Origin of the sequence: Ktedonobacter racemifer DSM 44963 (genome assembly GCF_000178855.1) — a bacterium.
Classification (GTDB): domain Bacteria; phylum Chloroflexota; class Ktedonobacteria; order Ktedonobacterales; family Ktedonobacteraceae; genus Ktedonobacter; species Ktedonobacter racemifer.
Genome location: NZ_ADVG01000003.1, coordinates 2,433,807 through 2,445,868, shown reverse-complemented (window position 1 = coordinate 2,445,868; position 12,062 = coordinate 2,433,807). Strand labels below are relative to the sequence as shown.

The window sequence follows — 12,062 nt, the reverse complement described above, 5'->3', positions numbered from 1 at the left end:
ATCGATTGCTCCCCTGTAGTTGGTCGAATGGCACGACCCACGGATAGCAGCAATGCTATGCGCGTAGCTCGCAAGGAGAAAATGTACTTGCGAGAAGCCACTGGTCTTTAGACCATGTGGAGTGTCACACACACCCACGCGTGTGCATGTCTTCCTGATCTTTGTCTCGCCTAGCCAGGAGTTTGAGAGCTCGGATGTATTTCTTGGGAGGGAGATACACCTCTAGCATCGTATAGCGTCGCCAGAGCCTGCCAGTTGTCACTGTTCCCATCGTGTGAAGGGATTTTACCCATCACATCATGAAGCCAGGTTGCGGCCGAGCGTAAAGTTCCTGCTGGGCCTCGAAGGTCTGAGCCAGATCGTCTGGAGGGGTCATGTGCAACCAGTTCATGCGCCCAGCGCGGAGGTCTTCGCGGGTAGAGCTGGTCACGCGCGGAAAGGTCTCTTTGGTGTCTACAATCTGCTCCCCTTCGGCACAAAAGATCCCGATCAGACTGGAGTTCATCAGCAGGTTCACGCGTTCCTGGCTCAGGCACAAGGCATCTTCCGTCCGTTTCTAGTCATCGAGATCTGTGCAGGTCTCTACCCACAAGACAATCTGCCCTGCTGCATTGCCCAGTGGCACACGCCGTGAGAGGAACCAGCGATACGCTCCCGTGCGTCCATCCCTGAGGCGATATGCAAGCTCGTGGGGTTCACCAGTTGTACATGCCTGGGGATGTAGGGCCAGGACACGCTTTTTATCCTCAGGATGAAGGTTCTGAAGCCACATCTCTTGCTCAGAGAGGAAACCTGTTAGCGGGCTGTGTGCGTTGCCTGTCCTGGACGCGTGGAGAGTCATCACACTGCTGATTCGCAAATCTCTCCTGTTTTCCAGTGTGCTGAAACAGCAACTGGCGATAGTCGCGCCAGCGTTGATTCTCATAGACGAGGGAACCATCAGACTGCATGAGCCAGACAAATTGAGGCAGGGCATCCATGAGTGCATGATACTCTTCTTTTCGCTCATTAATACGCAGTTTGCAAGTTGATGTGTCATTCTCTTCTTTTTTTCCTTTCATATGCCCCATCCTTGAGGAAAAAGCGGTTTTGCTTCGATGTGGTAGAGAGGGTTCTACATCACGTCTCGCCAGCATCTCTGCTGACGGATGACCTCTGACTCTTAGAGTATAGTAGAAGAGAGAGGGAAAGGCATGGATCGAAGGTGACAGAAGAAGGTGAGCAGTAACAATTGGCACCCAGCATGAAGGTCATATATCTTGGTCGATTGCCTGTGTCGGCGAAAGTGAATGCACAGGGGATAGTCAGAGAGAAAGAACGTTGCCACAGCAACAAGGAGCAAGGGATCTCCTTCCAGGGACAAGGGCCCACGCGGGTTCCAAAGCATTGACCTCCTCGCCGCACAAGGGCTAACGAGGATTCCTCCATAAAGGAGAAACGATCATGGACCATACGAACCAGAAACCACACGGCAACGCACCCGAACCTATCCCACGCGCCTCGTCTGATCCTCCGCTTGTGACAAAGTTTCTGCCCCCAGCACCTTCCCATGAGCTCATCGCTCGTCCTCATCTGCTGGCCCTGCTCCATGCTGGCCTCCGCCGACGCCTTATTCTCGTCTCCGCCGCCGTGGGCTTTGGGAAAACCACGCTCCTCGCAAGTTGGGTGCGCTCGTTGCCTCCAGGGCACCCCCCAGTGGCCTGGGTGTCGCTTGACGCCAGTGACAACATTCCCTTTCAGTTTTGGACCGATTTCCTGACTGCGCTGGACCAGTGCCAGCCTGGGCTCTCGCTGCTTCCCTTTGCGGCCCTCCACGATACCCCGCTCCCCTCCTGGCAAGCGATGCTCACGGCTTTGATCAATGGCCTTGCCCAGCGAAGCGAACCCCTGGTCCTGGTACTGGATAATTATGAGGAGATTACGGAGCCAGTGATCCATGCCCTGCTTGCCTCGCTGCTCCAGCACCTACCACCTCCCCTGTGTGTGGTAATCGCGACACGAACGGATCCCCCCTTTTCCTTGGCGCGGCTGCGCGCTCAGGCACAGATCCTGGAATTACGCACCGAGCAATTGTGTGCAACCGGAGAGGAGATGACTGCCTTTCTGCGTGATGTGATGGATCTTCAGCTTTCCGCGCAGCGAATCGAGCAAGTGGACGCACGCATCCAGGGCTGGTGGGCGGGTATGCAACTGGCGGCGCTCGCTTTCAAGGGGAGGGCGCAGCCCAAAGGTCTGCTCCAGGCGTTCCAGGGCAACCAACCCGCTCTCTTCGACTATCTGGTACAGGAGGTGCTGAACCGCCAGGAAGAAAAGGTGCAGACGTTCCTTCTGCGCACGTCCATCTTACCCCGCCTGTGCAACTCCCTGTGCAATGCCGTCCTGGAGCAACAGGACAGCCAGCTCTTCCTGGAGCAAGTGGAACGAGCTAATCTCTTTCTCAATCCCCTGGATAACCAGCGTCAGTGGTATGCCTATCATCCCCTTTTTGCGGAGGCATTACGTGCTCAGTTGGAGCAGATTGCTCCCGCAGAAGTGCCGCGTCTGCATCTGCGGGCCAGTCAGTGGTATGCGGCAGAGAAGATGCGCAGTGAAGCGATTCAGTACGCGCTGCAGGCGCACGAGTGGTCCTGGGCAGCGACACTCATGGAGCAGATTCCCGGTCAGGACCTCTGGAGTCAACTCGAGTACGCGTCGCTCCCTTCCTGGATGGAGCAACTTCCCCGCGAGGTTGTGCGTGAGCGACCTCGTTTATGCCTGGCCACAGCCCAGAGCCTCTTCTGGATCGCTCCGCCAGAGGTCACCGAAAGCTGGGTGCGCGATGCCAGAAGCGCCTGGACACGAGCCCATCGGCGAGAAGAACAGACAATCATGGCGCGAGGTGCACACGAACTAGAGGCACCAACGTCTCTCCTGGGGGAAATCGCCGCCTTGCAGGCCACGATTGTGGGTTTCTATCATGGAGATGCAGGAGCAAAGCGCGCATTCTGTCAGGAGGCGCTCACCCATCTTGAGGAGCAGCAATGGGCCGCGCGGGTCCAGATGATGTTTGCTCAGGCTCGGGCAAACGTCTCTGAGGGGTATGTCGAGCTGGGCGTGCTGCCTATGCAGGCTGAATGGAGCCGAATCAAAGCGGAGGGCGATCGAGCGCTCGAGAGTATCTATTGGCACGAGGCTGTCTGGGAAAGCCTGATGGCGGGGAAATTGCACCAGGCATGGCAATTGAGCCAGCAGGCGATCCACGCGCTCCAAACCCTCCTTGAGGGGTACCAGCCAGTTCAGCTGTGCTGGCTCTATATGTTGCAGGGCAGGATCTTGCACGAGTGGAACAGGTTGGAGGAAGCCCAACACCTCGCCGAAGAGGCGATCCAGCTGGGCGAACAAGCCGAAATCCTGGCGTTTTTGCCCCTCGGCTATACCCTGTTATTGCGGCTTGCCCTCTCGCAAGGAAGGCTGGAGGAGGCCAAAACAGCCTCGCAACAGATGGAATACGCCTGGAGAAGCATGTCATCGCCGTATCGCGCAGCGCTTTGGAGCGACGTCGATCAGATGCGTTTCTGGTTGGCAGGTGGCGATCTGGAACGGGCACAACGTTGGGTGAGCGATCTGGAGGGGAAGAAGCCGCTGGTTTCTCCGCTGGCGCGGGAACGACAGCGCGTTGCGTTCGTCCGCCTGCTGCTTGCCGAATCCCAACCAGAGCATGCGTTGCACCTGCTCCCCCCCTGGTGAAACGAGCAACGGCCACGCAGCGGTGGAGCCATGTGCTGGAAATGTGGCTCTTGCAGACGCAGGCGTATCAGATGCTAAAGCTCCAGCAAGATGCGTTGTCTCTGTTGGCGCAGGCCGTGCATCTAGGCGCACCAGAAGGCTACATCCGTTCCTTTGTAGATGAAGGGCCCCTCATAGCTGACTTGCTCTTCCAACTCAGAAAACAGGAGCATCAGGCGAAAGATCACCTCTATCTGGAGACGCTTTTGCGTGCGTTCAACCAGCAGCCGATACCCCAGCCGACGCATCTGGAAAAAGAGCCATCCCTGAGCCCACAACCGCTACTGGACCCCTTGAGCGCACGTGAACAGGAGGTGTTACACCTGATCGCACGCGGTGCCTCGAACCAGGAGATTGCGGAAGCCCTGGTGATCGTACCTGGTACCGTCAAGCATCATATCACGCATCTCCTCAGCAAACTTGAAGCCACCAATCGCACCCAGGCGGTTGCACGAGCACGGGCTTTTGGTCTCCTTGGGAAAGGAGCGTAAGCTTTTAGCACCACAACGCGAGAAGCTTCTCTGGGATCTCCGTTCTGACAGAACCACCTACGACTCCTGGCATGTTGACGAGACATACATCAAGGTGAAAAAAGAGTGGATGTATCTGTATCGAGCAGTTGACTCGCAGGGAAACACGCTCGACTTCTTTTTCAGCCCAACAAGAGACGCGCAAGCCGCCAAACAGTTGGCCTGTCAGTGTTTTTTTGACGAAAAAATACCTGGACTTTGCACATTTTACGCTGAGAAACAAACAATATCAACGAAGCGAGAGAGATCTGAGTGTGGGAGTAAAATGACATCAGGGCTTTGGGGTGATGTGGAATAACTGAAATCATGCCACAGGTGACACCGTACAGCAGCAAGCACATCAGTGAACGTCGCCTGACGCTTTCGATACCACGCTGGTTGCTGGAATGGAATGTCCCCTCTAGGATGCAGGCGCTGCCCAAGCAGCGCTACCAAGCTGTAAAGCCCAAAGAGGCAAGGTGTCATCCGCTCAATCGCAAGGTCTGACCATTGTCGCTGAGTCTCCACACCCAAATGCGCCCGGCTCTCTTCAAAAGTGACTTCAGCACACCAGCGTGCGCATAAAATCGGTAATGATGGAAAGGCCAGATTTGGTCTGATCGGTCGAGAAGTAGGCTCGTGGCTCATGTTTCCCTTTGGGATCACAGGTCAAGACCCATCGGATGGGTAAAGGAGTTTGACCACCCCGATACCACAGCGCCGTTCCACTGCACCATTCAATCTGCTGTTTGCCTTGCCCGTACCATGCGACCCAGGCTTTCTGCCAGAAAGTCTGTGGGTCATCGAGGACGTGATCAAGTTGCGGCAATCGTTGTCCGACCAGGCGTGGTCGCCCCATTTGGCGTGGTTGACGTGCTGGAGGAGGCGTATAGAGACAGGCATCAAAACGCAAAGGGGCAATCAACTGTACTCGTTGGTTCCGGCAAGCCGTTCCTAGCTCAACCACACTGTAAGCTCCGTCGCCAACGAGCTTGATATCTCGGTCAGGAAGCCATCGGCGCACGAGCTTTACAAGTTGCTTTGTCCAGTCTGGAACCGTTTTGTGACGGCGTCCTAGCCTTCTATCGACCTCCTCTGGAGTCAACAATACGCTGAGAAAAGGCAGAGCCCAGGAGCGACTCGTCCACGGCGGCGTCACGATAAGCATCAAAGATCAAGATCAGCATCATTTTTGACTTCGCCACCAGTACCACTTCGGGAGCTTAGTGCTCGCTTGCTCTTTATCACGAGCTGGAAGATTCGTACATTGCAGCGCTCCTCCAGCTCAGCAAGCAAGCCGTGAGCTCCCAAAGTGGACAAGAGCCAATTCTTTTCGTAAGGCTGTCTGAGAGAGCTTCTGGAGCGGCGTCATTTCTGCCACAAAACTTTTCGTGATTCTGGCAAAAAAGGTCTTTTGCGTGGGCCTCGCCTGCGCAAAATGTGTGATTTGACAGTCTCTTTGTCCTCGCCAGTGACTCATATACTGTCCACTAACTGGCTCTAATCCTTGCTTCCCACCCCGTACGATATGAAGCCAGTCCTCTTTTTGACACATATGTGCGACTGTGGCGCTCTCTTTGAACCATAATGTGTCCTGTAGTCCATTTCTTGAAAATATAGCTCTTTTTCGAGCTTTATGGGGGGCTACAGATCGCAGATATGCGTCAAAGCGGACAGCATATGGGTCCAAACTCTGTTTTTGTCTAGCCTGTGGTAAACTCCGCTTACTCCTCTATTCATTGAAAGGAAAAAACGTGCACGACCTTGATCACTCTCGCGTTGTACCCGAAGCCAGGCCAGTTGTAGAGGCTGCGGCTAGAGTGTATCTACGCCATACAGAACAATGGTTCCTCAGTCTGCTCATTCATGGCTCAGCGCTGAAAGGCGGCTTTATCCCTGGATGTAGCGATATCGATCTCCAGGTGTATCTTCGATCCGAAGCATTTACCATCTATGGCCAATTGCCGTTGGAGATTTGTAGTGCTATTCAACGCGACCTGGCACGCATCGATCCACATCCATTCCAGTATATTCAGGGGTACATGCTCTCCCCTGTGCCACGTTCTGACTATGTTGGACCAATCCCAGGAGCCTACCATATGCTCATTGGCCAACTTCCTATACCGGAGGCGAGCGAGGCAGATTTACAACGGTCAGCTCGCAAAAAACTGGCTACTATCGATGAACGCATCGCCTATTATTGTCGAGGTCTGCTCGAACATGGTTCAGGGAGGTTAGAGCTGCGTGTGCGCTATATCTGTACCGACCTCTGGCCTATGCTCTATCAACTCTTGACCATTCAGGAGCAGGATGGTTTGCGCGTATGGAGACTTCCCAAACCCGCAGCTATCGCTCTCCTGACGCCGGAGAGTCAGCTCGCGCAAACCGCTCACACCTTTTATCAGGCATTGCATCGCTATTATCCGCAAGAGACCTCAGTCGAAGACGCGATCCGTGTCATTGAAGCTGGTATTGCTTTCTTCGAGGAGGCTCGTGTCTGGTGGCTTGAGCGGGGCGAGGAGAAGCAGTCTTAGAGCGTGTTCGGCAAAAAAGCAGAAGCCCTTCACAAAACACACGCCTAGACTCTTCTGTAAACCTGGACAACTTTATGAAATTGACCCATATCTTGTCCAGGTTCTTTTTGACCCATATCCTGTCCAACAGGGACAAACTGGCTGGCAAACCACAAAATGGTTGCTCTGCTGTTTGGAATAGAATTGCGTCAGATTGCACCGGAAATGCGCCTTTCCTGCTTCTCGACTATCGAGATACACGAACGGTTATGGGTCAAACGGCGAAAAGAATTACGACAAACAACAAGTAACGACGATTTTTGTTCTTCTTCTGTGCTCGAAGAAAAGGGCAGAAACATCCGATAAGCTCATCCTTCACCGAAAGTGAGACAGATCCGAAAAGTGAGCACCTTTTGACCTCAAGGGTGAGCACTTGCCCCGAAATGTGAGCAGCTCAACCATTGACGCGCTGAAAAACCGCTCCAGATGCGGATGGTTGTGTACAGAAGGTGTCAATGTATCGAGAACGACCACACAGCAAGAGGACGAGGCGCATTTCCCAAGGTTCTCTGCCAGGTGGTGCGGCTGCGACGCATACTGTCTTCGGGCGGTCAGCGTGACGCTCGGTGGAAAAAATGGTATGGGTCATAGGGAGATGTTGAACCTGCTCCGATTAATGTAGGAAAACGTATGCAAGCATCGCTTTCCAGATCTTTCGTTGTTGCTGCTTCACTCGTAGGTGCCTCAAGACTGGTTGGCCTTTTTGGTCTTACCCCGCGTCCACAGCCAAGTTTACGCCATCGTCCGAGCCAGTACCGGTGGCGACTTGATCTATGAGCCCGATCAAGCGCAGGGCTTCCCGCAGCACATTCTGAGCGGCATTGTGATCCCGATCTTGCGGGAATTGATAGTACGGGCATGAGGGATTCTGACAGACAAACACCCGGTCTTTGAGCGTCATGTCTTCCCATTTCCACCCGCAGCAGTGACAGGTTTTACTGGAAGGAAAGAAGCGGCCCACCTTGATCACCTGTCCCCCGCGTTGCGCGACCTTGACCTCCAGCAGACGCCTGAGCGCGCCCAGCGAGGCATCAGAGAAGGAGCGAGCCAGGCGTCGGTTCTTGAGGAGTCCCTTGAGGTTCAAGGTTTCCACTCCCACGATCCCATAACTGTCCGCCAGTCGGGTGGTCAGTTTCTGGAGCGCATCTTCGCGTAGACAGGCAATGCGGTAGTGCAGGCGTGCGACCTGCCTTCGGGCTTGCTCCCGGTTGTTTGATCCTGGTTTGCGACGATGCAGGCGCTTGTTCGCCCGGCGCAGTTTCCCCAGAGCCGTTTTGAGGAAGGCTTGGTTCTCGACTCCCTCTCCCGTACTCAAGGTCACCAGGCGGTTGAGCCCGACATCGATGCCCACCGCCGCTCGTTTCTTCACCGGGATCTCATCAGGCATCTCCACCTGGATCGAGACAAACCACCAGTCCGCGGTTTTGGTGATCCGAGCACCGGTGACCTTGCCAGCAAAGCGGAGATTCTCGGCCATATTCACCCATCCGAGCTTGGGAACCCAAATGCGATGATCCCCGAGTTCAAACTGATCGTTGGCGAGATAGAAGCTGGGTTTACTGCGCTTTTTGCTTTTAAACTTCGGGTGACAGGCTTTGCCTTCAAAAAAGGCTGTAAAGGCTTTTCCCAGATCCAGGAACGGCTGATCCGAGGCGTTCTTGGTGACCTCCCAGGTCCAGGGGAATTGCTCGCGCCGAATTTCATTGAAGTGCTTCTTGAGTTTCAAGGCGGTTGGTTTCTCCCCCGCCTCATACTGCCGGTTCCATTCGGCCAGCGCCCAATTCCACACGAATCGTGCAACCCCTGCTGCTTTCGCCAAGTAGACGTGTTGTTCTTTGGTTGGATGCAGGCGTATTTTATGCGCACGAATCATGCATTTACCCACTTATTCTACACTAAAATATCTCATACCCTTTTATTATAGAACATTTATTCTTCTTTGTCAAGAGAAAAGCTTTGTATGCTCCTTGATACCCTCTCAATACATTTTCTTCGCTTTTGGTCAACTGTTAAATTCTCTTTTTTCACAAGTACCCCTGAGGTTTCTACATCTCATTGATGTGCAGAAGCCGATAGTCCTATGAAGAGGACAAGCGACTTCACCGGTTTCCCATTGTACAGCTTGCTTGTGACTCGAAGATATCACATCATTTCAATATACTTCTTGAGGTTTGAGCAGGTACGCATCATCGCTACCAGGGATGGGGACACGTGAAAGGGTCATTTACCGCACTATGTCGGATACACCGCAGATCAGGCGTCTCACTCCTGCGTCAAGTGAGACGCTCCTCACGATTCTTGAGACGCTTCCTGGTGCCTTGTTTGTCGTCGATGACGCCGCGACGATTGTCTATGCCAATGCGAGCGCGCAGACGCTCACTGGTGCCACACGAGAGGAATTATTGGGCAAGCCCTTGTGGCGAGGTGCTCCCCAGCTGGGGAGCACCTCGCTCTACCAAGCCGTCCAGCAGGCCACACAGACCCGAGAGCCGACCAACGTGGAGTATCGTTCTCCCGTAACCCAGCGCTGGCTGCGCGTGCAGCTCGCTCCCACGGTTGGGGGGCTGATGGTGCAGGCCCACCAGGGGAGAGTCGCAGCTCGACGAGAGGCGCCGGTCCCCCAGGACGAGCGTCTCTCCATCGATGATCTGGATGGCTTGTTGAGCAGGATCGGCGTTCTAACCCCCAAGGGGATCGTCCTGGAGATCAATGAGGACCCCTTAGCACATGCGCAGATCCGACGCGAGGAGGTCATTGGTCAACCGCTCGCCGAAGCCCGGTGGTGGTCCTTTTATCCGGCCAGTCAGGAGCAGCTGCGCGCCGCCATCGCGCGAGCCAGCAGGGGTGAAACGGTGCGGTTCGAGACGGTCATTCACCCCAGGGAAGGCCTGGACCGCCACCTGGACGTCGCGATCACCCCCCACAGGGATGCAGATCGCCACATCGCGTACCTCGTCCTCGCTGGCATCGACATCACCGAGCGCAAGCGCGCCGAAGCGGAACTCCATGCCCTCATCGATACCATCCCCCAGTTGGTCTGGACCATGCGACCCGACGGCTATATCGACTATTATAATCAACGCTGGCTTGACTATACTGGCTTGAGCACCGAACAAGCACAAGGTGACGGGTGGATCCAGTGCCTGCATCCCGATGATCAGCAACGCATCCGAGACGCATGGCAGATGTCCAGAGAAACAGGCACCCCCTTTGAGACAGAACAGCGCCTGCGCCATGGCACGACCGGAGCCTATCACTGGTTTTTAGCCCGCGCCATGCCGATGCGTGATGAAACAGGCCAGATTATCAAATGGTTTGGCACCTGCACCGACATTGAGGAGCAGAAACAGGCGGAGCAACAACTCAAAGAAAGCCAGGAGAGCTTGCGCGTGCTCGCCGAGACGGTGCCGCAGATGGTATGGGTGGCACGACCCAACGGCCTGCACGAGTACACGAACCAGCGCTGGCAGGACTATACCGGGTCCACGCTTGAACACATGCAAAACGGCCGCTGGGCTCATCTCCAGTTCATCCATCCTGAGGATCGGCAACGCCACCGAGCCCACTGGCAGCATGCCCTGGACACGGGAACCATGTTTGAGCACGAAGAGCGGATCAGAAATGGCCAGACCGGGGAGTATCGCTGGTTCTTAGCTCGCGGTATGCCAGTACGCGACGACGCAGGCCAGATCGTCAAGTGGTTTGGCACCAGCACCGATATCGATGAACAAAAACAGGCGGAGCGACAACTCAAAGAAAGCCGGGAGAGCTTACGCGTGCTCGCCGAAACCGTGCCGCAACTGGTGTGGGTGAAACGACCCGACGGCCAGCACGAATACACGAACCAGCGCTGGCGTGACTACACCGGGTTGACGCTTGATCAGATACAAAGCGACCGATGGGTTCATCTCCAGTTCATCCATCCTGAGGATCAGGAAGGCCACCGAGCGAGCTTCCAGCGTGCCCTGGACACGGGAGCCATGTTTGAGTACGAACAGCGTCTCAGACATGCTCAGACTGGGGAGTATCGCTGGTTCTTAACGCGTGCCATGCCGATGCGCAATGAAGCAGGCCAGATCATCAAATGGTTTGGCACCAACACCGACATTGAGGACCAGAAGCGGATCGAGGAAGCCTTACGCCAGAGTCAGGAGCGCGCGAGCGTCCTGATGAACTCCAACATTATCGGGATCTTTGTCGACGAGGGGGAGCAGATTGTGGACGCCAACGACACGTTCCTACGTATGACTGGCTATACCCGCGAAGACCTACACGCCGGGCGTCTGAACTGGATGCACATGACCCCTCCAGAGTATCTGGCTCAGACCCGGCAGGCCCATCAGGAACTGGCCGCCCAGCAGTCGTTGACGCCCTATGAGAAAGAGTACGTGTGTCAAGATGGCAGCCGCCTTAACGTGCTCGTGTGCGGGGACGTCTTACAGCATCACCCCTTCCAGGGGATCGCCTTTGTGCTGGATAACTCGGCCCCCAAGGAGCTCGAACAACGCAAGGATGACTTTATCAGCATGGCCAGCCATGAGCTCAAGACACCGCTTACTACCTTAAAGATGCAGACCCAACTGGTGCGAAAACGACTGGAACGGCAAGCTCATCACGAGGCTGCCACAGCGCTTTCCAAGGTGGAGGGACCTGTCAAGCAACTCGAACGCCTAGTCGGAGAGTTGCTTGACGTCTCCAAGATCCAGGCAGGCAGGTTGGAGTACATCCGGGAGACGGTCAATCTGGATGCGTTGCTCCATGAGGTGGCCGACACCATGCAGCAGATCTCTACGACGCATACCATTGTGGTACGTGGCGCAACTTCTTGCACACTCGTCGGAGACAAAGACCGGCTCGGACAGATCTTCACCAATCTGCTCAGCAATGCCATCAAGTATTCTCCGGGCGCCGAGACGGTCGAAATGGATCTCGAAGCCTCCGAAGATGCGGTCACGATCCGGGTGCAGGATCATGGTCTGGGCATCCCGCGCGAGCAGCGCGACAAGATTTTTGAGCGCTTCTATCGGGTCGCTGGTCCCAGGCAACGAGCAATCCCTGGTCTGGGCATGGGACTCTACATTGTGGCCGAGATCGTCATGGGCCATGGAGGAACCATCACGGTGGACAGCGCCGTTGGGAAAGGCTCGACCTTTATGGTAACCCTTCCCAAAAGGAGGGATGCCTGATCGTGGAAAGCACACGACGCACGTTGTGA

10 protein-coding genes and 1 pseudogene are annotated in these 12,062 nt (G+C 55.3%); 6 read left to right on the top strand and 5 right to left on the bottom strand.

The features are described from left to right. Positions 1-292: 292 nt before the first annotated feature. Genes KRAC_RS39780 through KRAC_RS72265 form a run of 3 tightly spaced genes read right to left on the bottom strand, consistent with a single transcriptional unit; the run spans position 293 to position 1,061 of the window. Complete coding sequence (locus KRAC_RS39780) at positions 293-505, bottom strand: hypothetical protein (protein WP_169460996.1); 213 nt, start codon at positions 503-505, stop codon at positions 293-295. Between the two features lie 51 nt (positions 506-556). After that, entirely contained in the window at positions 557-772 is a 216-nt protein-coding gene (locus tag KRAC_RS72270) for a PAS domain-containing protein (protein ID WP_040445740.1), read from the bottom strand. Between the two features lie 7 nt (positions 773-779). Next, positions 780-1,061 (bottom strand): hypothetical protein, encoded by a 282-nt coding sequence (locus KRAC_RS72265; RefSeq protein ID WP_040445739.1) that lies wholly within the window; start codon positions 1,059-1,061, stop codon positions 780-782. Positions 1,062-1,443: 382 nt separating this feature from the next. Between KRAC_RS72265 and KRAC_RS39765 the strand changes: the two genes are divergently transcribed. The 4 genes and pseudogenes from KRAC_RS39765 to KRAC_RS76890 all read left to right on the top strand — a co-directional run bounded on the left by KRAC_RS39765 (position 1,444) and on the right by KRAC_RS76890 (position 4,781). Next, the gene (locus KRAC_RS39765) at positions 1,444-3,726 is read left to right on the top strand and encodes a winged helix-turn-helix domain-containing protein (RefSeq protein ID WP_040445738.1); all 2,283 of its coding nucleotides are present in this window, start codon (positions 1,444-1,446) and stop codon (positions 3,724-3,726) included. Between the two features lie 41 nt (positions 3,727-3,767). Then, positions 3,768-4,256, top strand: a complete 489-nt coding sequence (locus KRAC_RS78645) for a response regulator transcription factor (protein WP_040445737.1) — start codon at positions 3,768-3,770, stop codon at positions 4,254-4,256. 49 nt (positions 4,257-4,305) lie between these two features. Beyond that, a pseudogene (locus KRAC_RS80040) lies at positions 4,306-4,473 on the top strand (DDE-type integrase/transposase/recombinase); the annotation flags it as partial. A 128-nt stretch (positions 4,474-4,601) separates the two neighbouring features. After that, positions 4,602-4,781: a hypothetical protein gene (locus tag KRAC_RS76890; RefSeq protein ID WP_052568957.1), complete on the top strand. Its 180-nt coding sequence runs from the start codon at positions 4,602-4,604 to the stop codon at positions 4,779-4,781. Positions 4,782-4,836: 55 nt separating this feature from the next. On the opposite strand, the gene KRAC_RS76885 is transcribed toward KRAC_RS76890, so the two are convergent. Beyond that, the gene (locus tag KRAC_RS76885) at positions 4,837-5,442 is read right to left on the bottom strand and encodes a transposase (RefSeq protein ID WP_083815025.1); all 606 of its coding nucleotides are present in this window, start codon (positions 5,440-5,442) and stop codon (positions 4,837-4,839) included. 586 nt (positions 5,443-6,028) lie between these two features. Here KRAC_RS76885 and KRAC_RS39745 point away from each other — a divergent pair. Next, positions 6,029-6,808, top strand: coding sequence for a hypothetical protein (locus tag KRAC_RS39745; RefSeq protein ID WP_007917164.1), 780 nt, complete (start codon positions 6,029-6,031; stop codon positions 6,806-6,808). 748 nt (positions 6,809-7,556) lie between these two features. Here KRAC_RS39745 and KRAC_RS39740 read toward each other — a convergent pair. Further along, positions 7,557-8,720 carry an RNA-guided endonuclease InsQ/TnpB family protein gene (locus KRAC_RS39740; RefSeq protein ID WP_007917162.1) on the bottom strand — a complete coding sequence of 388 codons (1,164 nt, stop codon included), beginning with the start codon at positions 8,718-8,720 and terminating at the stop codon, positions 7,557-7,559. A gap of 361 nt (positions 8,721-9,081) precedes the next feature. Here KRAC_RS39740 and KRAC_RS39735 point away from each other — a divergent pair, with 361 nt between their 5' ends. After that, positions 9,082-12,033 (top strand): PAS domain S-box protein, encoded by a 2,952-nt coding sequence (locus tag KRAC_RS39735; RefSeq protein WP_007917160.1) that lies wholly within the window; start codon positions 9,082-9,084, stop codon positions 12,031-12,033. Positions 12,034-12,062: the final 29 nt, after the last annotated feature.

Excerpts from the sequence above, each read along its gene's own strand:
- KRAC_RS39780 (WP_169460996.1), bottom strand. The coding sequence starts at position 505 with ATGAACTCCAGTCTGATCGGGATCTTTTGTGCCGAAGGGGAGCAGATT.
- KRAC_RS72270 (WP_040445740.1), bottom strand. The coding sequence starts at position 772 with ATGTGGCTTCAGAACCTTCATCCTGAGGATAAAAAGCGTGTCCTGGCC.
- KRAC_RS72265 (WP_040445739.1), bottom strand. The coding sequence starts at position 1,061 with ATGAAAGGAAAAAAAGAAGAGAATGACACATCAACTTGCAAACTGCGT.
- KRAC_RS39765 (WP_040445738.1), top strand. The coding sequence starts at position 1,444 with ATGGACCATACGAACCAGAAACCACACGGCAACGCACCCGAACCTATC.
- KRAC_RS78645 (WP_040445737.1), top strand. The coding sequence starts at position 3,768 with ATGTGGCTCTTGCAGACGCAGGCGTATCAGATGCTAAAGCTCCAGCAA.
- KRAC_RS76890 (WP_052568957.1), top strand. The coding sequence starts at position 4,602 with ATGCCACAGGTGACACCGTACAGCAGCAAGCACATCAGTGAACGTCGC.
- KRAC_RS76885 (WP_083815025.1), bottom strand. The coding sequence starts at position 5,442 with ATGCTTATCGTGACGCCGCCGTGGACGAGTCGCTCCTGGGCTCTGCCT.
- KRAC_RS39740 (WP_007917162.1), bottom strand. The coding sequence starts at position 8,720 with ATGATTCGTGCGCATAAAATACGCCTGCATCCAACCAAAGAACAACAC.
- KRAC_RS39735 (WP_007917160.1), top strand. The coding sequence starts at position 9,082 with ATGTCGGATACACCGCAGATCAGGCGTCTCACTCCTGCGTCAAGTGAG.